Raw genomic sequence first — 22,403 nt, 5'->3', positions numbered from 1 at the left:
TTCCGGGCGCTCGCGCGTCAATCGTAGACGCTCGGCATGCCGGGCGGGCGCGTCTTGAAGCGCTTGTGCACCCAGTAATACTGCTCGGGGATGCGCGGAATCTGCTCTTCGAGGAACGCGTTCATGCGGCGTGCGTCGGCATCTTCGTCGCCGGTCGGATAGTTTTCCCAAGGTTTGAAGACTTTCAGCCGATAACCCTTGTAATTGGGCAGCACCTCGCCGATGAAGGGCAGCACCTGTGCGTGCCCGACTTGCGCGAAGCGGCCGACGGCCGTCAGTGTGCAGGCGGGGATGCCGAAAAAGGGCACGAAAGTGGAATTGCGCAGGCCGTAATCCATATCGGCGCCGAGCATCACGGGTTTGCGCTCGCGCAGCCAGCGCAGGACCATGCGCGCGCTGTCGGCGCGGCTCGCCATGTCGGCGCCGAACCGGCCGCGCGCGTGCTTGGCGATTGCGTCGAGTTCCGGGTTGGACATCGGCTGGTACAGGGCCGCGCATTGGCGTTGCAGGGCCACGTTGATGAAGACCGAGCCCGCTTCGATGCCGACGAAGTGAAAGCCGAGCAGCAGCGTGGGCGGCATGTTCGGATCGGTCAGATCGACTTCGCTGTCGACTTGCACCAGCTTTTTGAGCTTCTCGAGCGATCCGAACCATTGCACGCTGCGCTCCACGTAGCTGCGGATCGCGTGCCGGAAGTGCTTGCACGCGATCTCATCGCGCTTTTGCTCGCTCCATTCGGGAAAGCACAGCGTGAGGTTCGTGTGGACGATGCGCCGACGTTTGCTCGGAATTTGATAGAGCAGCCAGCCGAGGCCGTCGCCCAAGCGCGCGACGAAGCCGTACGGCAAGATGGCGAGGAACTTGAGCAGCCCGATGGCGAACTTCGTGCCGAGTCGGTTTAGCATGCGCGGCCCTCACGCAAGAGGGGGCAAGCAGTGCGGCGAGGCAGCGAGAAGGCCGCGGGGACGTATGAGCAGCGCGCCCGATGCGCCGAATAGATGGGATAAGACACGGCAATTCGCTCTGTGACAATCACGAGAAGCCGCTATAATACGGGCTTCGCCGAGTTAATAGACAACTTGCGGGGCGAAGTCGCCGGACGCCAGCAGCGTCCGAACGATATGGAAATCCGCTAAAGCGTCGCCGCTTCAGGCTCTCGAAGTTGGCTACGTGAACTCAACACCGTAACCTTGGAGTCTGCAACGTGGCAAACGACTACCTTTTCACGTCCGAATCCGTTTCCGAAGGCCATCCCGACAAGGTCGCCGACCAAATCTCGGACGCCATTCTCGACGCCATCCTCACGCAGGACAAGTACTCGCGCGTTGCCGCCGAAACGCTGTGCAACACGGGTCTCGTCGTGCTCGCCGGTGAAATCACCACGACGGCGAACGTCGACTACATTCAGGTCGCGCGCGACACGATCAAGCGCATCGGCTACGACAACACCGACTACGGCATCGACTATCGCGGCTGCGCGGTGCTCGTCGCCTACGACAAGCAATCGCCCGATATCGCGCAAGGCGTCGATCGCGCGCACGACAACAACCTCGATCAAGGCGCGGGCGACCAAGGCTTGATGTTCGGTTATGCCTGCGACGAAACGCCCGAGTTGATGCCGCTGCCGATCCATTTGTCGCACCGCCTCGTCGAGCGCCAAGCCTCGCTGCGCCGCGACGGCCGTCTGCCCTGGCTGCGCCCCGACGCGAAATCGCAAGTGACGGTGCGCTATGTCGACGGCAAGCCGCATTCGATCGACACGGTCGTGCTCTCGACGCAGCATGCGCCGGAGATGGAATTGTCGACGCTGCGCGAAGCCGTGATCGAAGAGGTCATCAAGCCGACGCTGCCGGCCGATCTCATCAAGGGCGACATCAAGTTCCTCGTGAACCCGACGGGGCGTTTCGTCATCGGCGGGCCGCAAGGCGACTGCGGTTTGACGGGCCGCAAGATCATCGTCGATACGTACGGCGGTGCGGCGCCCCATGGCGGCGGCGCGTTCTCCGGTAAGGATCCGTCGAAGGTCGACCGCTCGGCCGCCTACGCGGGCCGTTACGTCGCCAAGAACATCGTGGCCGCGGGTTTGGCTTCGCGCTGCTTGATTCAAGTGTCGTACGCGATCGGCGTGGCGCAGCCCACCTCGGTCATGGTCAATACGTTCGGCACGGGCAAGGTGTCCGACGCGACGATCACGGCGCTCGTGCGCGAGCACTTCGATCTGCGTCCGAAGGGCATCATCCAGATGCTGGACCTGCTGCGCCCCGTGTACGAAAAGACGGCTGCCTACGGTCACTTCGGCCGCGAAGAGCCGGAATTCTCGTGGGAAGCCACCGATAAGGCGCTCGCGCTGGCCGAAGCGGCCGGTACGGAGCCGGTTGCGGAAGTGGCCTGATCGATCGAAGAAAGCGCCGAACGGCGTAACGGAAAGTCCAAAAAAAGCGGCCCGAGCGTAAGCGCGCTCGGGCCGCTTTTCCTTGGGCCGAGGTTAATGCGCGTCGCCGCCGCTTTCGGCTTGCGCGGCGCAGGTGATGGCTCGTTGTTTCTCGTCGGAATACGTCGATGGCTTTGTCATCGGAGATTCCTCGTCAAGACGCGTGCGGATGCCGAAGTCGCGCAAACGGCGTGCCTTCGCGCCGATGCGGCGTGGCTAATCCCAGCAGTTACGAAAGGCCACGGCTGCGATGACGGGCACACACATGACGAGCGGAATCGCGAAGTAGGGCACTTCCAGATCGGTCACCCAACTGTAGACGAGCCAGGCGATGCCGGCGGCGAGCGTGCCCACGCCGACGAGCGCCGTCAAAATGTTCAACGTGCGCTTCGAGGGCCCCTTGTGCCGCGGCTTTTCGGGAGACGGCGTGTTCATTGCAAATCCTGTTTCGTGCGGCTTGGCCGATCAGTCCGTCATGGTCGAATTTTACGCTTCGGCAAAGCGCTTGGCGCCCGCGTGCGCGATCTATCTATCGATTGTGCAAAGCGCCGTGCTTAGTTCTCATCGGTACCCCGGACTTTGTCGGGGAAATGCTCGAGCAGCCAATCGAGGAATACGCGCAGCCGATGCGTGACGTAGCGATTTCGCGGATAGACCACATGGAACGGATACGAGCCTGGGCGCCACTGAGCGAGGATTTCCACGAGCGAACCGTCTTGCAGCGCCGATCTGGCCGAGTGCGCAAAAGTCTGGATGATGCCCAGGCCCGCACGAGCGGCCGCAAAGTGCGCATTGCTTTCGTTGACGCCGATTCGATGGTCGGCTTTGATCTCGATCTTTTCGCCGTCGCGCTGAAACCGGAACGGCATGGCTCTACCATTTTGCGACGACACGTAGCTCACCAACTGGTGCCCGTTCTTCAGCTCTTCCGGGTAAGCAGGCACGCCGAATCTCCGTAAATACGCCGGCGTGGCGCATGTCACCATCACGGCATCGCCGATATGGCGTGCGACCAAGGAGGAGTTGTCGAGCGGGCCGCCGCGGATCACGCAATCGACGCTCTCGCTGATGAGATCGACCGTGCGGTCCGCCACTCCCAAATCGATGCGGATATCCGGATAGCGCGCCATGAAATCGGGAAGCAGCGGAATCAACACGTCCCGCGCGGTCAGCCCGCCCACGTCGATTCGGAGATTGCCTCGCGGCTTACCGCGCGCGACGTTGAACGACGCATCGATGTCTTGCAGGTCCTCCAAGATCCGCGTGGCTTTCGCGTAATAGTCCTGGCCTTCCGGGGTCACCGTGACTTTACGCGTGGTGCGCTGCAGGAGCCGAACGCCCAAATGCGCTTCCAACTCTTGCACGAGCTTGCTCATGGTGGCATTCGGCACGTCGAGCGATTCGGCGGCGCGCGTGAAGCTGCCCGCCTCCACCACGCGAGCGAAAGCGCGCATCGCAAGCAACTGGTCCATCCCGTCGGTCTCTCCGAGTCGTTACGCGCCGTGATTATACATAGCAGTGGATAGTCATTTCATCTTTCCACTATTTATCAATAAAAGCGCAGCTCGTAAATTAGCGTTCATGCGCTGCACGACATACCGAAACGCTGAAACGGCACCGTCGCGGCAGACATTTTGAACGTCACTCGAACCATGAAACGGAGCTGAAAATGAGCAAGCCACTGAACGGAAAAATCGCGCTGGTCACGGGCGCAAGCAGCGGCATCGGTCTGGCCGCGGCGCAGGAGTTGGCAGCCCAGGGCGCACGGGTATTCATCACCGGCCGCCGCGAGGCGGAACTGGCTGCCGCGGCTCAGGCTATCGGCCCGGCGGCGACGGCGATTCGCGCCGATGTATCGGTGTTATCGGATTTGGACGAGGTCTATGCGCAGATCGCGAGAACGGCCGGCAAACTCGATATCGTGTTCGCCAATGCGGGCGGCGGCGACATGATGCCCCTCGGCGCGATCACCGAAGAACACTTCGATCGTATCTTCGGCACCAACGTGCGCGGCGTGTTGTTCACGGTGCAAAAGGCGTTGCCGCTGCTGACCGATGGGGCGTCGGTGATCTTGGCCTCGTCCGTCACGTCGGTCACCGGCACCGCCAACTTCAGCGTCTATAGCGCGAGCAAGGCGGCTGTGCGCAATTTCGCGCGCTCCTGGGCGCTCGATCTAAAAGAGCGCCGGATCCGCGTCAACGCCGTGAGCCCGGGACCGATCCGCACGCCGGGATTGGGCGAACTCGTGCCTAACGAAGCGCGTCAGAGGCTGTTCGATGCGCTGTCCTCGCAGGTACCGCTAGGCCGTCTGGGAGAACCCGAGGAGATCGGCAAGGTGGTGGCGTTCCTTGCTTCCGACTCCGCCGCCTATATCAACGGCACGGAGCTTTTCGTCGACGGCGGCATGGCCCAGGTGTAACGCGAAACGCGAACGGCATCGGGTGCCGACCGCAAGATCGGCTTCGGCAAAAGCCCAGCCGCCGCGTTTAGCGGGCGGCGAACGCAAACCAACCGGCGCTGGCCGAGAGGCGGCGCGGCCGGCGGTTGGACACGGCCGCCGCGCGTTGCGCCGCGGCAAGCGCGGCCCTCCGGGCTTTCGTATGGCGCAGCAAGCCGCGCAGCAGTACCCGGCGCGCACGCGTTCGGCTGCGCAACATCGAGAAGACGGCGTGTAGCCACGCGCGCAACGATCCATCGGCCTGCTGCTGATGGGCGGGCGCCGTCCCGCGACGCGACAGCCCAACCGCGCGAGCGGCATGGTGACGCAAGGCACGCGCGGGGGTGCGGCGCAGCGAGCGAGCGGGGTTCAACGCGGCGGGGGGCCGACTATGACGGAAGGTGAGACGTTTGTGCATGGCTTATGCGAACCGATAGTGGGCCTCGCGATGGGGGCAAGGCCGCCGCATCGACGCAGCAATCGTGCCATGCGCGCTGGTGCCAGGCGCAGGCCGACCGTTGCGACGGGGGCAAAATCCGGGGAAGGCGAGGACGGCGCGCGACGTAAAACGGGGTCGCAAGGCGCCGACGAGAACATTCGACATGCGGAGCACAGTACACGCGAATCGTGACGCGCGTAAGTCGTGATCACCCTCGCACAGGGTCGGTGCGAACCCGCACCGCTCGCGCGCGCTTTAGAATGAAACGTTTGAGCCCCTAGCGGCCCTTCAGCAAGGAACGTTTCATGTCAGCGCAATCGAAAAAAGAACAAGTGCGGGAGCTGCGCGAGCGCGGCTTCGTCGTTGTAAAGGGGCTCGTTCCGAGCGAGCGGTGCGCGCAGATCAAGCGGCTCGCGCTGCAGCAATTGGACGAGGCGGCGCAGCCGCTCGAATACGAAGCCGACTTGCGCTACCCGGGCGCGCCCGAGTCCAAGCTGGCGCCGGGCGGCCATACCGTGCGCCGGTTGCTCGATGCGTATGGGCGCGACGCGCTGTTTCGCAAATGGGCCACGGCACCGGAAATCAAGGGCTGGATGGAGCTGTACTTCGGCGAGCCGCCCCGGCTCTCGCGCGCGCACCACAATTGCGTTATGACGAAGCACCCGGCCTACGGCAGCTTGACGGGCTGGCATCGCGACGCGCGCTACTGGTCGTTCGAACGCGACGATCTCGTCTCGACTTGGCTTGCACTCGGACCTGAAACAGTGCGCAACGGCGGACTCTGGTTCGTGCCCGGCTCGCATGCGATGACGTTCACCTCGGAGCGCTTCGACGCCCAGAAATTTTTCCGCGCCGATCTACCCGAGAATGAAACCCTGCTGCGCAGGGCCGTGTCGCCGGAACTCGAGCCCGGCGATGTCGTCTTCTTTCACTGCAACACGCTGCACTCGGCGGGGCAAAACCTCAGCGACGAGGTCAAGTTCTCGCTCGTGTACACCTATCACGGAACGAGCAACGTGCCGCTGCCGGGTACCCGTTCGGCTTCGAAGCCCGAAGTCGCGCTTTGACCGACGAGGGCGGTCGTGCCGGCGGGCGCTTCAGCGCTTACCGGCCGACGACGCGGTTAGCCCGACGAGACCGGCGAGCGTGGCCGCCACCCCGCCGGCGAGGAGCCAAATGGTCTTGTTCGTGGGCGCCCCGGTCACGACGCGCGACACGTCGTTCGCGAGCGAATGGAACGATTGGCCGCCGAAATACAGCAGCACCACGCCGCCCGCGATCAACGCCAGGGAAATCGCTTTCATCATGAAGGTTCTCATCGGTGGTTCGAGCAGGCCGCAGTGTATGAAACTTGCCGCGCAAGTGTCTATCGGTTCGCACCCCGCGGGATGCCGCCGACCCATTCACCCTGTACTCATCGAGGACTCTCATGGCCTATGAAGCTGCATCCACCCGCTACTCGGATATGCAATTCCGTACCTGCGGCCGCTCGGGGTTGAAACTGCCCGCGCTGTCGCTCGGCTTATGGCACAACTTCGGCGATACGACACCGCTCTCGACGCAGCGCGACATTTTGCGCACGGCTTTCGATCTCGGCATCACGCACTTCGATTTGGCGAACAATTACGGCCCGCCCTACGGCAGCGCGGAAACGAATTTCGGGCGCTTGTTCAAGGATGATTTCCGCCCCTATCGCGACGAGTTGCTGATTTCGTCGAAAGCCGGCTGGGACATGTGGCCGGGACCGTACGGGCAGGGCGGGGGCTCGCGCAAATATGTGCTTGCGAGCCTCGATCAAAGTCTGAAGCGTATGGGGCTCGACTACGTCGACATTTTCTATTCGCATCGCTTCGACGCCGACACGCCGCTCGAGGAAACGGCCGCCGCCCTTGCTACGGCCGTGCATCAAGGCAAGGCGCTTTATATCGGCATTTCGTCGTACTCGGCGGCCAAGACGCGCGAGATGGCGGCGCTGCTGCGCGAGCACAAGGTACCCCTGCTCATTCATCAGCCGTCCTACAACATGCTCAACCGTTGGATCGAGCACGAGTTGCTCGATGCGCTCGGCGAAGTGGGGACCGGCTGCATCGCGTTCACGCCGTTGGCGCAAGGCCTGCTCACGTCGAAGTATCTGAACGGCGTGCCGGACGATGCCCGCGTCAACAAGCCCGGCGGCGGCTCGCTGCAGCAAAGCCATTTGAGCCACGAGAACATCGAGCACGTGCGCAAACTGAACGAGATCGCGAAGCGGCGAGGGCAGTCGTTGGCGCAGATGGCGCTCGCGTGGGTGCTGCGCGATGCGCGTGTGACGTCCGCGCTCATCGGCGCGAGCCGCGCGGAGCAAGTCCGCGAAAACGTGGGGGCGCTGGCGAACCTCGCGTTCTCGAGCGATGAGATTGCCGAAATCGATCGTTACGCCACCGAAGGCGGGATCAATCTCTGGGAAAAGCCGTCCACCGATCAACGCATTTGATCGGCGTGTGCGCGGCCGGCGCCGGGCTTGCCGCGCTACATCAACGCCGGCAGCCCTTCCACTAGAACGACGGCAAATACGACGCCGATCAGCGCACCGAGCACGCGCAACGCGTTGTGCAAGAAACGCGAGGACGTCGGAAGCGCACCGAGGAACAGCGCGCCCGCGAGTGCCATCGGGATGACGAGGATGAAATCGCTAATGGTGAAGTCCGTCGGCATGCTCATCTCCTCCCAATTTTTGTTGCGGTGCAGTGCTGCAAACGTGCACACGCGTTGATCGAGTATAGGAGACGCGCAGCGATTGGCACGCGAACCGCGTTCGAGAAACGGAGCAGATGCCGGCACGTCACTCCCGCGCGGGGGCCGGAGCCGGCGCACTGGGCGGCGAAACAGCCTCACCCGAATGGTAGGCCGTGGTGGCAGTGGGCTTCACATCGTCCATACCGTTCTGTGCGCAGGCGCCGAGTGCGAGCACGCCGAGCGAGAATCCCGCTGCCCCGAGCGCGTTGGCCCAGACGCTGCGCCCTGCGGCGCATTGCGATAGATCGTTCATGGTCGTTCTCCTGTCCCTTCGAGCGCGCAATCGATGTGCCTCGCCGGCGCGTTGTGCGGCGCAGCGCGGCTGACGGACCCGCGGCGATGCGCCGCACGTTATGCTTGGACTATACCGCCTGGTACGCGTAACGTATGGCGATGGGCTCCGCGTTCAAACGAGGGGCCGCGCGGTAAAGGGCGAGCTTGCGGGACTCTTGCTATTTGGATGGTCAGCTATTTGTAAGGACGATCGCTGGAAATAGCGGTTAATCGGCCTCTACATTCGGCTTTCCTCACAGGCCGGTTCCGTGAACAATCGAGTCATCGTTTAACGCCCCAGAGGGGAGACATCATGCAGATCGGTTCTATCGTCAGGTCGGTGCATATGGCCGTGCCGTCCGGCGCGCGCGGGATTGTCATGCGCATACTCGGCGATATGGCGATGGTCGTTTGGTTCGCCGGAGAGCCCGGCGCATCGCTGCAACTGAACACCGAGCCTTTCTTCCTCGAAGATCTCATCGATACCGGCGAACTCGTTGCGCGCCCGGCCGGCTCGCTCGTGCATTGAACCCCACGTTCGGATTGCGTATTCCTCAGAGGTAGTCATGCGCCGATGGGGCACAATGCCGGCATGAACGAGCCAATCTCCGATTCCTCCGGCGTGCCCAACTCAGCGGCCACGCATCCCTTTACCCGACTCACCCCGGAATGTGTGCTCGACGCGCTCGATAGCGTGCTGGCTCAAACCGGCGTGCGTACCGACGGACGTCTGCTGCCCCTGAACAGCTACGAAAATCGCGTGTATCAGGTCGGCGTCGAAGACGGCCCGCCTGTCGTCGCGAAGTTTTATCGGCCCAATCGTTGGTCAGACGAAGCGATTCTCGAGGAGCACGGTTTCGTCGCCGAACTCGTGCAGGCGGAAATCCCGGTTGTGCCCGCACGCGAGATCGACGGACGAACACTGCATACGTTCGACGGTTTTCGCTTCGCCGTATTCGAGCGGCGCGGCGGACGCGCGCCCGATCTCGATCGCCGCGATACGCTCGAATGGATGGGACGCTTTATCGGGCGCATTCACGCGGTCGGCAAGCAAAAACCTTATGTAGCGCGGCCGACGCTCGACATCGCCACGTTCGGCCGCGAGCCGCGCGAATTTCTGTTGTCGCACGATTTCCTGCCGCCCGAGCTGCGCGCGTCGTACGACGCGGCGGCGACGCTCGCGCTCGAAGGTGTCGAACGCGCCTTCGAAGCGGCGGGCGATATCGCCCATCTGCGGCTGCACGGCGATTGTCACGCGAGCAATGTGCTGTGGACCGACGCCGGCCCTCACTTCGTCGATTTCGACGACAGCCGAATGGGGCCCGCCATTCAAGATCTGTGGCTGCTGTTGCCCGGCGGACGGACGGACGCGGCGAGCGCGCTGTCGGATCTGCTCGCCGGTTACGAGGATTTTTGCGAGTTCGAGCCGCGCGAGCTGCATCTGATCGAGGCGCTGCGCACGCTGCGATTGATGCACTACGCGGCGTGGCTTGCCCGGCGCTGGGACGATCCCGCTTTTCCGGCCGCCTTTCCTTGGTTCAATACGCAGCGCTATTGGGAGGCGCGCGTGCTGGAATTGCGCGAACAGATCGGGGCGATGCAGGAAGGACCGTTGTGGCCCGTGTAACACGCGCGCGTCAGGCGCGCGCGGATCGCCACGGATCGTCTCGCCTCACAGTTTGAACATGAGCCGCATGAGCGCGTGAAAGCGCCGCCCGTAGGGAGGCAGCAGCAGCGCCCGCGCATTCCAGCGCGGTTGCACGAGTATCGGCTTCATCTTCGAGAACGTCGTGAAGCCCTCGTATCCGTGATAAGCGCCGATTCCGCTGGCGCCCACGCCGCCGAACGGCAACCCTTCGCAGGCGATGTGCAGCAGTGTCTCGTTGACCGCCACGCCGCCCGATACCGTCTCGTGCAAGACGCGCTCCACGGTTCGGCGTTCGTCGTCGAAGAGATAGAGCGCAAGCGGGCGCGGGCGGGCGTTGACGTAGCGCAGCGCGTCGTCGAGCGTGTCGTAGGGGACGAGCGGCAGCAGCGGCCCGAAGATCTCTTCTTGCATCAGCGTGCCTTGCTCGGGCGCGTTCGTCACGACGCACGGCGGGAAGAGACGGCGTGCGGCATCGGGCTTCGCCTCGGCAAGCGGATGAAGCGCGGCGCCTTGTGCGACGGCTTCATCGGCGAGCGTGTTCATGCGCTCGAAGTGGCGTGCCGAGATAAGCGTCGTGTAGTCGCGGTTATGCGCGAAATCAGGGTAAAGCCGCGCGACGCGCGCACGGGCTCGCTCGACGAACGCTTGCTCCATCCCGCGCGGCAACAGGACGTAATCGGGCGCGATACACGTTTGCCCCGCGTTCAGCGTCTTGCCGGCGAGGATGCTGTCCACGGCGTGCTCGAAGCGCGCATGCGGCCCGATGATCGCGGGCGATTTGCCGCCTAGCTCGAGCGTGACGGGCGTCAGATTGGCCGCGGCCGCACGCATGACCTCCCGGCCGACGGCCGTCGAGCCCGTGAAGATCAGATGATCGAACGGCAAGCCGCAAAAAGCCGCCCCGACTTGAGCATCGCCCGTGACGACGGCCACCTGCTCGGGGGCGAAGGTGCGCTCGATCAATTGCCGAACGAGTTCGGCGGTACGCGGCGTGTACTCCGACATCTTGATGATCGCGCGGTTGCCGGCCGCCAGTGCGCAGATCAACGGACCGACGGCGAGCAAGATCGGATAATTCCACGGCGCGACGATGCCCACGACACCGAGCGGCTGAGGCACGACCTTCGCCGTCGCGGGCCGCAGCCAGATACCGGTGGCGCGGCGCTGCGGCTTCATCCAGCGTTTGCCGTGCTTGAGCGCCGAATCGATCTCGTTCTTGGCGAGCCACAACTCCGACAGCAGCAACTCGGCCTTGGAGCGTTGACCGAAATCGGCGTCGAGCGCTTGCGCCAGTGCGTCGCCATTGTCGAGCAGCATTGCGCGCAGCGCTTTCAAATGTGCCGCTCGCGTGTCCCATGAGGGGTATGGCTCGCGCGCGTACGCTTCGCGCTGCATGCGCAGCAGGTGGTCGAGCGCGGTGGCGCCGGGCAAATCGTTCTTCATGCGTATCCTTTGATATTCACCGCTGGGTGCGCTTCGCTACCGTGCCGCGCTTGCGCTTCGCATTCAAACGCGCAACGCGTGCGCGACGATGGCGCCGTGATCGAACGAGGCGGGCAGCGTCCCGTACACGCGCCCGCCGCCGAGCCCTGCTCCGCACTCGCCTAACCGGGTGGCGATGAAAGCTTGCGCGTGGTCCTCGGGTCCCGCGCGCAGCAGCAAGATCGCCTGGGCGCACAGCACCAACTGCTGGGCGATGCGGCGCGCGCCCGCTTCGCGTGCTTCGGGCGAGGCGGCGAGCGAGGCTTCGAGCGAATCGAGCGCCGACACGAGCACCGGCTCGCCCGGCGCATCGGCGCGCCATTGCGTCAGCAACGCGCGAGCGCCTTGCGGATCGCGTTCGAGCGCGCGCAGCACGTCGAGGCACATGACGTTGCCCGAGCCTTCCCAAATCGAATTGACGGGCGCTTCCCGATAAAAGCGCGCCATCGGCCCCTCTTCGACATATCCGTTGCCCCCCCAAACCTCCATCGCTTCGCCGGTGAATTCGAGCGCACGCTTGCAGACCCAGAATTTGGCGGCGGGCGTGACGATACGCCGCCATGCCCGTTCGACGTCGCTCTCGGCGCCACCGGTGCGTTCGGCCGCGAGATGCGCATCGAAGGCGCGCGCAAGGCGCATGAACAGAACCGTTGCCGCCTCGCTTTCGAGCGCGAGGTCGGCCAGGACGTTGCGCATGAGCGGTTGATCGACGAGGCGCCGCGAAAACGCCACGCGATGACGCGCGTGGTGAATCGCCTGAACCAGCGCCGCACGCATGAGCGCGGCACTGCCGATCACGCAATCGAGCCGCGTGTAGTTCGCCATCTCGATGATGGTCGGTACCCCGCGCCCTTCGTCGCCGATCATGACGCCGTAGGCATCGACGAATTCCACTTCGCTGCTCGCGTTCGAGCGATTGCCGAGTTTGTCCTTCAAACGCTGCACGCGGATCGCGTTACGAGCGCCGTCGGGCGTATAACGCGGCACGTAAAAGCACGAGATCGGCGCATCGGCGCTCGTGCGCGCGAGGACGAGATGCGCGTCGCATTGCGGCGCCGAGAAAAACCATTTGTGACCGACGAGCCGATACGCGGCGCCGCGTCCCGATTGCGCGCCGAGCGCCGACGCGCGCGTCTGATTCGTGCGCACGTCCGAGCCGCCTTGCTTTTCCGTCATGCCCATGCCGACCATCATCGAGCGTTTGCTCGCGAGCGGCGCATCGCGCGAATCGTGTTCGCGCGCGTAGAGCTTTTCGGCGATTTGGGCGAAGAGCGCTTGCTCGCGGCGCAGTACGGGGATGCTCGCGAAGGTCATCGTCAGCGGACATAGCGAGCCCGACTCGAGCTGCGCATGCAGAAAATAGCCCGCGCAGCGCGCCACCATCGCACCGGCGCGCGGCGTATCGAACGGCAGCGCATGCAGCCCTTGCTCGCGCAAAAGGGCGAGCAAGCTATGCCAACTCGGATGAAATTCGAGCGTGTCGATGCGCTCGCCCCGCGGACTGAACGTAGTGAGCTCGGGTTCGTGGCGGTTCGCGGCACCGGCCAGTGCGAGCACCTCGGGCGTGCCGAGCGCGGCACCGTCGCTCGCGAGCGCGCTCGCATGCCATGCGGCACCTTCGCGCTCGAGCGCCGCGGTGAGCGTCGCATCGCTCTCGTACAGGTTGTAATGCTCGAGCGGCGGCACTTGATTCGTGACTTCGTGCGTGGCCGGCGGGGCCTGGGGTTCCATAGAGCGTGTCTCCTGCTGGGGCTCGTACGCGGACGATACCTCGGCGCGCTGTCGATTCCAGGTGTTGTTTGCGGCTCGATTCGGCCGCGTGTTCGATAGGTCGCGCGCAAGCCGCCAGCGTTCTTGCGAAGGCAGATGCGGCGCTGTTCGAATTGCGCGCAAGCCGCACCGCGCTCGCTTGCGCGTCTGACTTAATGATAGGTTCGCGCGGCGTGCGCGGTTTAGAGGAATCGCTCTGCGCCGGCGATCGCGCAGGCCTGCCTATGCTCCCTACAATGCGCGAAAACATGAGAACGCCAGTCGCCGGGACATGCTGTTCGTTCCGAACATGGAGTAATGGAGGGACGCATGCAATACGACTACGTCATCGTCGGCGGCGGTTCGGGCGGCGCCGCGCTCGCGGGTAGGCTCGCGCAGCAATGTCCGGACGCGAGCATCGCATTGATCGAAGCAGGACCTCATACCGCCCGTAATTGGCTGGTGAATACGCCGCTCGGTATCGCGGCGCTCGTGCCGTACAAGCTGAAGACGAACTACGGCTATCGCACGGCGCCGCAGCCGGGACTCGCCGGCCGGCGGGGCTATCAGCCGCGCGGGCGAGGGTTGGGCGGCTCCAGCGCCGTCAACGCGATGATCTACACGCGAGGCCATCCGCTCGATTACGACGAATGGGCGAACCTCGGCTGCACGGGCTGGGGCTGGTCCGATGTTTTGCCGTACTTTCGCCGCGCGGAAGACAACGAGCGCGGCGCCGACGAATGGCACGGCGCGGGCGGGCCGCTTGCGGTATCCGATTTGCGTTTTCGCAATCCGATCTCCACGCGTTTCGTCGAGGCCGCGATCGAAGCCGGCTACCGCCCGAACGACGACTTCAACGGCGCCGATCAAGAGGGCGTGGGGTTTTACCAAGTGACGCAACGCGGCGGGCGGCGCTGCAGCGTCGCGCGTGCTTATTTGTATGAGGCAGGCGCTGCGCGATCGGGACCGCCTGCGAACGTCGATACGATCGTCGATGCGTGCGCGCTGCGTGTGCTGTTCGACGGCGCGCGCCGGGCGACCGGCGTCGAAATGATGCGGGACGGCCGGATCGCCGCACTAACGGCTCGTGCGGAGGTGATCCTCGCCGCCGGTGCCTTCGGTTCGCCGCAACTGTTGATGTGTTCGGGCATCGGACCGGCGCAAACGCTGCGCGCGTTCGGCGTGCCGCTCGTGCACGAGGCGCCCGAGGTCGGCGGCAATCTGATCGATCACGTCGATTTCACGCTGAACGTGCGCGTGGCGAGCACCGAGCCGGTCGGCTATTCGCTGCGCGGCTTCGCGAAGATGGCGGCGCAACTGCCCGCGTTCTTGCGCCGCGGCGAGGGAATCTGGTCGAGCAACGTCGCCGAGGCCGGCGGCTTTCTGAAAAGCCGCGCGTCGCTCGATCGCCCCGACCTGCAGTTGCATTTTTGCGCGGCGCTCGTGGACGATCACAGCCGGCGTTTGCACTGGGGCCACGGCTACTCGGTGCATGTCTGCGTGTTACGGCCCAAGAGCCGCGGCACCGTTTCGCTCGCGAGCGCCGACGCGCGCGTGGCGCCGCGCATCGATCCGCGTTTTCTATCCGACCCGGACGATAGGCAGACGCTCGTTGCCGGCGTGCGTATCGCGCAGCGTATCGTGGCCGCGCCGGCACTGGCCGCCTATGGCGGCAAGACGCTTTACGTCCCCCCGCATGCGACCGATGCCGAGTTGGCCGAGGTCATCGCCCGCCATGCCGATACGATCTATCACCCGGTGGGCACGTGCCGCATGGGCGGCGATGCGCAAGCGGTCGTCGATCCGCGGTTGCGCGTTCGCGGCGTGACGGGCTTGCGTGTGGTGGACGCGTCGGTGATGCCCACGCTCGTCGGCGGGAATACCAACGCGCCGACGGTCATGATCGCCGAACGGGCGGCGGACTTCATCGCGGCCGAGCGCGGCGCCGGTCAGTCGTCGGCCGGAGCGCCGTTGATATTGTCCGAACGCGTGTAGACGAAGTCGTCGCCGGGCTGCCCGGGCAGCGTCTCGCGTGCGACGTCGAGCCACGCGCGAGCGGCATGCGAGAGATAGCCGCTCTTGCGCCACGCGATTGCCATCTCCCAGCGGATTTCGGGCTCGACGACCGGCCGGCACGTGAAGTGCGCGGGATCGAGCCGCCGGCAGTAGGGGGCCGGCAGTAGCGCAATGCCGACGCCCGCGCGCACGAGTGCCGCCATGAAGTCCCAATGGCTGCTGCGCGAGACGATTTGCGGCGTGAAACCCGCGTCGCGGCAGGCCCGCGTGACGACGTCGTTCAGGGCGAGGCTCTCTCCGTAGTACACGAACGGTTCGGAGGCTAGGTCGGCGAGACGCACTTGACGCACGCCGTCGAAGCGCGAGCCGTGCGGGGCGACCACCCACAACAATTGCAGCGACATCGGCAAGACGTCGAACACTTGCGGATCGACGGGCAACAACACGCCGCCGAACTCGAGTTCGCCGGCGAGCAACGCCGCCTCGATGGCGCGCGAGCCTTGTTCGAACAGTTTCAGTTCGATCTTCGGGTAGCGGCGGCGAAACGCCGCGATGATGGGCGTGAACAACGAGCCGCCCATGGGCGGAATGCCGATCGTGAGCGCGCCGCGGCCGAGCGTGCCGACGTCGTCGAGTTCCGCCTGCAACTGGGCGTAGGCGGCGAGCACGTCCTGCGCTCGCTGATAGACGATGCGACCCTCGTCGGTCAGCACCATTTGGCGTCCCTCGCGCAGCAGGAGCGGCGCGCCGATCTCTTCCTCCAGCGCCTTGACCATTTTGCTGATGGTGGGCTGCGTGACGAACATGTGCTCGGCCGCGAGCGTGAAACTCTGCTGCCGAACGACCTCGACGAAGTAGCGCAGCGCGCGTAGCTCCATGACGACCCCTCGTTAGTTCCAATTTGGAATGCCGGCGATGAGTTTAAGTCATTTTATTTATGACGCCAGGCTTCTTACAATTTGGCTGTGGAGTCAATAGGGAGTTTTGCCATGAGCACGAAATCGATCGAGGGTCTGCGCCAAGTGATTCGTATCGCGGGACAGAGCACCTTTCTGGCCGTGCTCTGGCTGGGCGCCGATTTCGCGGCGCGGCACTTGGGGTTGCCGGTGCCCGGCGGTGTGATCGGCTTGGCCGCGCTGCTCGTGCTGCTTTTCACGGGAGGCGTCGCGCCGCGGTGGGTCAAGGCCGGGGCCGATTGGCTGCTCTCCGACATGCTGTTGTTTTTCGTTCCGGCGGCCGTCGCGGTCGTGCAATACGGCGGATTGTTCAAGTCCGACGGCTGGCGCCTTGCGCTCGTCGTCGTGTGCGGCACGCTGTTGGTGATGGTGGCGGTGGCGTTCACCGTCGACCAAGCCGCGCGGCTCGAGCGCGTTCTTGCGATGCGCCGTGCCCGCGCCTCGCGTCTCGTCTCGGCCGCGTGAGCGGGCGGACGATGCCTTTGCGCCCGCCTGGCGAGGAGTTGAGTCGATGTCCCTTTCGTCCGTGATGTCCTGGCCGGTGACGGAATTCCGGCCGCAATGGGTGGCCGCCGCTTGCTTCGTCTTGACGATCGTCTTTTACGCGGCGGGCAAGCGGTTGTACGCGCGCTTCAAGCGTCCGTGGCTCACGCCGCTCGTCGTCGTGCCGGCGATGCTCGCCGTCGTGGTGCTGGCCATGCACATCCCGTATTCGGTCTACTTCGCCGACACCCGTTGGCTGATGTGGCTGCTGGGACCGGCCACGGTTGCGTTCGCCGTGCCGATCTACGAGTACCGCGCTTTGATGCGCCGCCATTGGATCTCGCTTGCCGCTGGCGTCACCGTGGGGATCGTGGTGGCGGTGATCGGCTCGTTCGCGCTCGCCAAGCTGTTGCACCTTGCGCCCGACGTCGCGCGCAGCCTGATCACGCGCTCGGTGTCGACGCCGTTCGCGCTTGCGGTGTCCGACCAAATCCACGCGCCGCGCCAGCTCACCGCGCTGTTCGTGATCGCGACCGGCATATGCGGCATGTTGCTCGGCGAGCTCGTGCTGGCGTTCTTGCCGCTGCGCAGCCGGCTTGCGCGCGGCGCGATGTTCGGGGCGGCCGCGCACGGCGTGGGGACAGCCAGGGCGCGGGAACTCGGCAGCGAGGAGGGGGTGGTGGCGAGTCTCACGATGATGATCGCGGGCGTGGTGATGGTCTTGCTCGCGCCGTTGCTCGGCGCGACCTTCGGCTAAATGATTCGACCGCCGGCGCATGCCGGCCACGCGGCGGCTCTCGTTGCATCGCTCGCGCCGCGAATTTTGCTACAATCCATCCGTTTTCGAGGAGCGTTGCGACGGATCATTCCGCCAGGCTCGAAAACTTCAATCGGACGGCAAGCCTTTGCGTGCATGGACACGCGGGCGGGCTAGCTCCATCGAACGGCGCTCACGTCTATATTTTCTAGAACTCATTAGAAAAGGAGGGCGTGATGAACGCCGCTGTTATCGATTCGAAACACAATCAAGATTTCCTCGTTGCCGATCTGTCGCTGGCCGACTGGGGTCGTAAGGAACTGACGATCGCCGAGACCGAAATGCCCGGTCTCATGCAGATCCGCGAGGAATACAAAGCCGCGCAACCGCTCAAGGGCGCACGCATCGCCGGCTCGCTGCACATGACGATCCAAACGGGCGTGCTGATCGAGACGCTCAAGGCACTGGGCGCCGACGTGCGCTGGGCCTCGTGCAACATTTTCTCCACGCAAGACCACGCCGCGGCAGCCATCGCCAAGTCGGGTACGCCGGTGTTCGCGTTCAAGGGCGAATCGCTCGACGAATACTGGGAGTTTTCGCACCGCATCTTCGAATGGCCGAACGGCGAATTCGCGAACATGATCCTCGACGACGGTGGCGATGCGACGCTGCTCTTGATCTTGGGTTCGAAGGCCGAGAAGGACCGCTCGGTGATCGCCAAGCCGACCAACGAAGAAGAAATCGCGCTCTTCAAGTCGATCGAGCGTCACCTCGAGATCGACGGTTCGTGGTATTCGAAGCGTCTGTCGCAGATCAAGGGCGTGACCGAGGAAACGACGACGGGCGTGCATCGCCTGTATCAGATGGAGAAGGACGGCCGCCTGCCGTTCCCGGCGATCAACGTCAACGATTCGGTCACGAAGTCCAAGTTCGATAACCTCTACGGCTGCCGCGAATCGCTCGTCGATGGCATCAAGCGTGCGACCGACGTCATGATCGCGGGCAAGATCGCCGTCGTCGCAGGTTACGGCGACGTGGGCAAGGGCTGCGCGCAGTCGCTGCGCGGGCTCGGCGCGACGGTGTGGGTCACGGAAATCGATCCGATCTGCGCACTGCAAGCCGCGATGGAAGGCTACCGCGTGGTCACGATGGATTACGCGGCGGACAAGGCCGACATTTTCGTCACGGCCACGGGCAACTATCACGTGATCGGTCACGACCATATGAAGGCGATGCGTCACAACGCGATCGTCTGCAACATCGGTCACTTCGATTCCGAAATCGACGTGGCTTCGACGCGCCAGTACACGTGGGAAAACATCAAGCCGCAAGTCGATCACATCATCTTCCCGGACGGCAAGCGTGTGATCCTGCTGGCCGAAGGGCGCTTGGTGAACCTCGGCTGCGCGACGGGCCACCCCTCGTTCGTGATGTCGAACTCGTTCGCCAACCAAACGCTCGCGCAAATCGAGTTGTTCACGCGCGGCGGCGAATACGGCAACAAGGTGTACGTGCTGCCGAAGCATCTCGACGAGAAGGTCGCGCGTCTGCACCTTGCGCGTATCGGTGCGAATCTGACCGTGCTGTCCGATGCGCAAGCGAGCTACATCGGTGTCGAGAAGAACGGCCCGTTCAAGCCGAACCACTACCGCTATTGATCGGGCAGTCGGCCGGGGGCGGTTCGTTCTAGTCTAGGCGAGCCGTTCCCGTGTTCGCCGGCGGGTATGAAGGCGGCGTGGCGCTTGCCGGCGCCGCCTTGTTCAATTGCAATACCGAGCTGCGCGGCCGCGCGATCCCGTTTGGCCGCTCGCCGTCCGATAACAAATCGAGACCAACCCATCGACCCATCGACCCAACGATCGCTACGCCGAAGGAACCCGCTATGACAGTGCTGCTGACTTGGATCATCAACGCGCTTGCGCTCTTGATCATCACGTACCTCGTGCCATCGATCCACATCCGCAGCTTCGGCACGGCGTTGATCATCGCACTCGTGCTCGGCCTCATCAATGCCGTGCTCCGGCCCGTGTTGATCATCCTCACGCTGCCCGTTACGATCGTCACGCTGGGGGTGTTCATCCTCGTCGTCAACGCCTTGTGTTTCTGGCTTGCGGCATCGTTGCTGAAGGGCTTCGAGGTGTCGGGTTTTTGGTCGGCGTTCTTCGGCTCGATCTTGTACAGCATCGTGTCGTGGCTGCTTTCTGCGTTGATTTTCGGCAACCGCAGTTTGGGTTGAAGGCGGCGCGGCTTTGTCGCGGCTCGGTCCCACACCGGATCACCGGATCATGAATCCCATCGAAATCTCGTTCGAATTTTTTCCGCCGAAGACGCCCGACGGCGTCGAGAAGCTGCGCGCCACGCGCGCACAGTTGGCGCTGCTCAAGCCGAAGTTCGTTTCGGTGACGTTCGGCGCGGGCGGATCGACGCAGCAAGGCACGCTCGATACGGTGCTCGACATGGCCAAGGACGGTATCGAAGCCGCGCCTCACTTGTCGTGCATCGGCTCGTCGAAGGAAAGCCTGCGTGCGATTTTGGAACGCTATCGTTCCAATGGCATCCGCCATATCGTCGCGTTGCGCGGCGATCTGCCCTCGGGCATGGGCGAAGTGGGCGAACTGCGCTATGCGTCGGAACTCGTCGCGTTCATCCGTGCCGAGTACGGTGACTGGTTCCACATCGAAGTGGCAGCCTACCCGGAGTACCACCCGCAGGCGCGTTCTCCGAAGCACGATTTGGAGAACTTCGCGCGCAAGGTGAAAGCGGGCGCCAATGCGGCGATCACGCAGTATTTTTATAACGCCGATGCGTATTTCCGGTTCGTGGACGATGCGCGCAAACTCGGCGTCGATGTGCCCATCGTGCCCGGCATCATGCCGATCACGAACTACTCTCAGTTGATGCGCTTCTCGGAGATGTGCGGGGCCGAAGTGCCGCGCTGGGTCGCCAAGCGTTTGGAGAGCTTCGGCGACGATCGCGAAGCGATTCGCGCCTTCGGGCTCGATGTCGTTACGCAACTGTGCGAGCGGCTCGTGAAGGAAGGCGCGCCCGGGTTGCATTTCTATACGCTGAATGCGGCCACCGCGACCAAGGCAATTTGCGAGCGGTTGGCTTGAAACTCAGGTGCCGCGCACTCGCGGCACCTGCCCACCTATATTCGCTCGGCGGCCGTGCGCACTCAATACCCCAACGCCTCTCCCGCCGGGCGGCGCTCATCGTTGGCACCGTAGAAATACCCCACGCGCACCTTGCCGCCGACCGCCGAATCGTTACCCGAACTTTGTGAAGGATCGGCCGCCAAGCCTGGCAATCCGACTTCGACCAATTCAGCCGCGCCCCAAGGCGTTTGCTGAACCATCTTGTAGCCTTCGTTCGCCAGGATTTTCAGCGTATCGGCCGACACCCCGTACGGCTCGTAATACACGACGTCCGGCAGCCACTGTTCGTGAATGCGCGCGGCGTCCACCGCTTCTTGCGGCTCCATGCCGTAATCGATGATGTCGATCGCCGTTTCGAGCGTCGTCGTGATGATGCGCGAGCCGCCCGGCGAGCCGATCACGAGGAATACCTTGCCGTCTTTGGTGACGATCGTCGGCGCCATCGACGAGAGCGGACGCTTGCCCGGTGCGATCGCATTGTTCGGGCCTTGCACGAGACCGAACATGTTTTGCGCGCCGACCTTCGACGTGAAGTCGTCCATCTCGTCGTTCAGAAAGAAGCCCGTACCCGGGGCCATGACGACGGCGCCGAAGCGGCCGTTCACGGTGTAGGTCGTCGAGACCGCGTTGCCCGCCTTATCGACGATCGAGTAATGCGTCGTTTCCTTCTTTTCCGGCAGCGAGGCGGCATCGGCCAAGTCCATCGACGGGGTCGCCTTGTCGGCCGGAATCGACGCGCGGATCTTGGCCGCGTACGACTTGCTCAGCAATTGATCGAGCGGGTTGTTCACGAAGGCGGGATCGCCGAGCTTCGTGTTGCGATCGGCATAGGCATGACGCATCGCCTCGGCCATGTAGTGCACCGCCTGCGCCGAATGCCAGCCGAAGCCCTTCAAGTCATAGCCTTCGAGCGTATTCAAGATTTCGCACATCGTCGTGCCGCCCGAGCTCGGCGGCGGTGCCGAGATGAACGTATAGCCGTGATAGTCGCAGCTCACGGGCGTCATCTCGGTCGCGCGATAGTTCGCGAAGTCGGCCGCCGTCAGCAAGCCGCCGCCGTTTTTCGACGCAGTCTCGATCGCCGCCGGAATCTTGCCTTTGTAAAACGCATCGGGGCCATGCTTGGCGATCGCTTCGAGCGTATTGGCCAAATCCTTTTGCACGAGCCGATCGCCGGGCTGCAACGGCGTGCCGTCCTTGCGCAGGAAAATACGTGCGATGCCGGGGTCTTGGCTGAAGCGTTTGACGGTCGTGTCGAGGATGTCGGTGTCGGCGCGCGTCAGCACGAACCCTTCTCGCGCCAGACGGATCGCCGGGGCCATCACCTGCTCGCGGGTGAGCCGCCCATACTTGCGTTCGGCGAGATCCATGCCCATCACCGTGCCGGGCACGCCCACGGCGCCATAGCCGTACAAGCTCGCGCCTTTCTTTATGTTGCCCTCGGCATCGAGATACATGTTCGCCGTGGCGGCGGCAGGGGCCGTCTCGCGGAAATTGATGAACGTATCGCGCCCATCGGCCAGGTGAATCGTCATGAAGCCGCCGCCGCCGATGTTGCCGCAGCAGGGGTTGACGACGGCCTGCGCGTAGCCGACAGCCACCGCGGCGTCGATGGCGTTGCCGCCCATCTTCAGGATATCGACGCCGATTTGCGAGGCTAGATGTTGCGACGTGACGACCATGCCGTTGCGCGCCTCGACGGCAGGACGCGAGGCGGCCATGGCGCCGGTTGCGATCGTGCTCGTCGCGACGAGTGCCGCGCCGAGCGCGGCGATCAGGGGGCTGTGCTTTTTCATCGGATG

Annotated in this window: 23 protein-coding genes and 1 riboswitch; of the genes, 12 read left to right on the top strand and 11 right to left on the bottom strand. The window is 64.1% G+C overall.

The genetic code is table 11. The annotated features are described in order from the left end of the window. Positions 1-17: 17 nt before the first annotated feature. Complete coding sequence (locus C0Z18_RS11940; RefSeq protein ID WP_102645621.1) at positions 18-905, bottom strand: lipid A biosynthesis lauroyl acyltransferase; 888 nt, start codon at positions 903-905, stop codon at positions 18-20. A 299-nt stretch (positions 906-1,204) separates the two neighbouring features. Between C0Z18_RS11940 and metK the strand changes: the two genes are divergently transcribed. Then, a complete protein-coding gene (gene metK, locus C0Z18_RS11935) occupies positions 1,205-2,392 on the top strand; it encodes a methionine adenosyltransferase (protein WP_102645620.1) in 1,188 nt (395 codons plus the stop codon). Positions 2,393-2,647: 255 nt separating this feature from the next. Here metK and C0Z18_RS11930 read toward each other — a convergent pair whose 3' ends face one another. After that, the gene (locus C0Z18_RS11930) at positions 2,648-2,866 is read right to left on the bottom strand and encodes a hypothetical protein (protein WP_102645619.1); all 219 of its coding nucleotides are present in this window, start codon (positions 2,864-2,866) and stop codon (positions 2,648-2,650) included. A 119-nt stretch (positions 2,867-2,985) separates the two neighbouring features. Next, a complete protein-coding gene (locus C0Z18_RS11925; RefSeq protein WP_102645618.1) occupies positions 2,986-3,903 on the bottom strand; it encodes a LysR family transcriptional regulator in 918 nt (305 codons plus the stop codon). A gap of 197 nt (positions 3,904-4,100) precedes the next feature. Here C0Z18_RS11925 and C0Z18_RS11920 point away from each other — a divergent pair, with 197 nt between their 5' ends. Further along, entirely contained in the window at positions 4,101-4,850 is a 750-nt protein-coding gene (locus tag C0Z18_RS11920; protein WP_102645617.1) for a glucose 1-dehydrogenase, read from the top strand. Between the two features lie 67 nt (positions 4,851-4,917). Here C0Z18_RS11920 and C0Z18_RS11915 read toward each other — a convergent pair whose 3' ends face one another. After that, positions 4,918-5,286, bottom strand: coding sequence for a hypothetical protein (locus tag C0Z18_RS11915; protein WP_102645616.1), 369 nt, complete (start codon positions 5,284-5,286; stop codon positions 4,918-4,920). A gap of 326 nt (positions 5,287-5,612) precedes the next feature. Between C0Z18_RS11915 and C0Z18_RS11910 the strand changes: the two genes are divergently transcribed. Beyond that, positions 5,613-6,374: a phytanoyl-CoA dioxygenase family protein gene (locus C0Z18_RS11910; RefSeq protein ID WP_102645615.1), complete on the top strand. Its 762-nt coding sequence runs from the start codon at positions 5,613-5,615 to the stop codon at positions 6,372-6,374. Between the two features lie 30 nt (positions 6,375-6,404). On the opposite strand, the gene C0Z18_RS11905 is transcribed toward C0Z18_RS11910, so the two are convergent. Then, positions 6,405-6,614 (bottom strand): DUF3185 family protein, encoded by a 210-nt coding sequence (locus tag C0Z18_RS11905; protein ID WP_102645614.1) that lies wholly within the window; start codon positions 6,612-6,614, stop codon positions 6,405-6,407. Positions 6,615-6,736: 122 nt separating this feature from the next. Between C0Z18_RS11905 and mgrA the strand changes: the two genes are divergently transcribed. Then, a complete protein-coding gene (gene mgrA / locus C0Z18_RS11900; protein ID WP_102645613.1) occupies positions 6,737-7,780 on the top strand; it encodes an L-glyceraldehyde 3-phosphate reductase in 1,044 nt (347 codons plus the stop codon). 35 nt (positions 7,781-7,815) lie between these two features. Here mgrA and C0Z18_RS11895 read toward each other — a convergent pair whose 3' ends face one another. Together C0Z18_RS11895 and C0Z18_RS11890 are read right to left on the bottom strand one after the other, a co-directional pair. Further along, positions 7,816-8,001: a hypothetical protein gene (locus C0Z18_RS11895; protein WP_102645695.1), complete on the bottom strand. Its 186-nt coding sequence runs from the start codon at positions 7,999-8,001 to the stop codon at positions 7,816-7,818. Positions 8,002-8,128: 127 nt separating this feature from the next. Beyond that, positions 8,129-8,335: a hypothetical protein gene (locus C0Z18_RS11890; RefSeq protein WP_102645612.1), complete on the bottom strand. Its 207-nt coding sequence runs from the start codon at positions 8,333-8,335 to the stop codon at positions 8,129-8,131. 333 nt (positions 8,336-8,668) lie between these two features. Here C0Z18_RS11890 and C0Z18_RS11885 point away from each other — a divergent pair, with 333 nt between their 5' ends. Both C0Z18_RS11885 and C0Z18_RS11880 read left to right on the top strand, forming a co-directional pair. Beyond that, positions 8,669-8,884 carry a hypothetical protein gene (locus C0Z18_RS11885; protein WP_102645611.1) on the top strand — a complete coding sequence of 72 codons (216 nt, stop codon included), beginning with the start codon at positions 8,669-8,671 and terminating at the stop codon, positions 8,882-8,884. A gap of 63 nt (positions 8,885-8,947) precedes the next feature. After that, the gene (locus tag C0Z18_RS11880; RefSeq protein WP_102645694.1) at positions 8,948-9,982 is read left to right on the top strand and encodes a serine/threonine protein kinase; all 1,035 of its coding nucleotides are present in this window, start codon (positions 8,948-8,950) and stop codon (positions 9,980-9,982) included. Positions 9,983-10,027: 45 nt separating this feature from the next. Here the strand turns inward: C0Z18_RS11880 and C0Z18_RS11875 are convergent, their stop codons facing one another. Beyond that, a complete protein-coding gene (locus C0Z18_RS11875) occupies positions 10,028-11,446 on the bottom strand; it encodes a coniferyl aldehyde dehydrogenase (protein ID WP_102645610.1) in 1,419 nt (472 codons plus the stop codon). Positions 11,447-11,509: 63 nt separating this feature from the next. Then, on the bottom strand, positions 11,510-13,216 hold the full coding sequence (locus C0Z18_RS11870; protein ID WP_102645609.1) for an isovaleryl-CoA dehydrogenase: 1,707 nt from the start codon (positions 13,214-13,216) through the stop codon (positions 11,510-11,512). Positions 13,217-13,564: 348 nt separating this feature from the next. Between C0Z18_RS11870 and C0Z18_RS11865 the strand changes: the two genes are divergently transcribed. After that, on the top strand, positions 13,565-15,229 hold the full coding sequence (locus tag C0Z18_RS11865) for a GMC family oxidoreductase (RefSeq protein WP_102645693.1): 1,665 nt from the start codon (positions 13,565-13,567) through the stop codon (positions 15,227-15,229). Here C0Z18_RS11865 and C0Z18_RS11860 read toward each other — a convergent pair. After that, entirely contained in the window at positions 15,184-16,128 is a 945-nt protein-coding gene (locus tag C0Z18_RS11860; protein ID WP_102645608.1) for a LysR family transcriptional regulator, read from the bottom strand. The two genes, C0Z18_RS11865 and C0Z18_RS11860, sit on opposite strands and share 46 nt — an antisense overlap. Before the next feature lie 111 nt (positions 16,129-16,239). Between C0Z18_RS11860 and C0Z18_RS11855 the strand changes: the two genes are divergently transcribed. From C0Z18_RS11855 to metF, 5 genes are all read left to right on the top strand, one after another. Then, positions 16,240-16,671, top strand: coding sequence for a CidA/LrgA family protein (locus C0Z18_RS11855; protein ID WP_102645607.1), 432 nt, complete (start codon positions 16,240-16,242; stop codon positions 16,669-16,671). Between the two features lie 64 nt (positions 16,672-16,735). Continuing rightward, the gene (locus tag C0Z18_RS11850; protein ID WP_102645606.1) at positions 16,736-17,446 is read left to right on the top strand and encodes an LrgB family protein; all 711 of its coding nucleotides are present in this window, start codon (positions 16,736-16,738) and stop codon (positions 17,444-17,446) included. Positions 17,447-17,528: 82 nt separating this feature from the next. Beyond that, a riboswitch (S-adenosyl-L-homocysteine riboswitch) is annotated at positions 17,529-17,648 on the top strand. A gap of 34 nt (positions 17,649-17,682) precedes the next feature. Further along, entirely contained in the window at positions 17,683-19,104 is a 1,422-nt protein-coding gene (gene ahcY / locus C0Z18_RS11845) for an adenosylhomocysteinase (protein WP_102645605.1), read from the top strand. 224 nt (positions 19,105-19,328) lie between these two features. Next, positions 19,329-19,682, top strand: a complete 354-nt coding sequence (locus tag C0Z18_RS11840) for a phage holin family protein (RefSeq protein ID WP_102645692.1) — start codon at positions 19,329-19,331, stop codon at positions 19,680-19,682. Between the two features lie 49 nt (positions 19,683-19,731). Next, entirely contained in the window at positions 19,732-20,559 is an 828-nt protein-coding gene (gene metF, locus C0Z18_RS11835) for a methylenetetrahydrofolate reductase [NAD(P)H] (protein ID WP_102645604.1), read from the top strand. Positions 20,560-20,621: 62 nt separating this feature from the next. Here the strand turns inward: metF and ggt are convergent, their stop codons facing one another. After that, the gene (gene ggt, locus C0Z18_RS11830) at positions 20,622-22,322 is read right to left on the bottom strand and encodes a gamma-glutamyltransferase (protein WP_233217286.1); all 1,701 of its coding nucleotides are present in this window, start codon (positions 22,320-22,322) and stop codon (positions 20,622-20,624) included. Between the last annotated feature and the right edge of the window lie 81 nt (positions 22,323-22,403).

The organism is Trinickia dabaoshanensis (assembly GCF_002879885.1).
Lineage (GTDB): Bacteria > Pseudomonadota > Gammaproteobacteria > Burkholderiales > Burkholderiaceae > Trinickia > Trinickia dabaoshanensis.
Note: the sequence above shows the minus strand (reverse complement) of the source record. Positions and strands in the feature narration are given on the sequence as shown.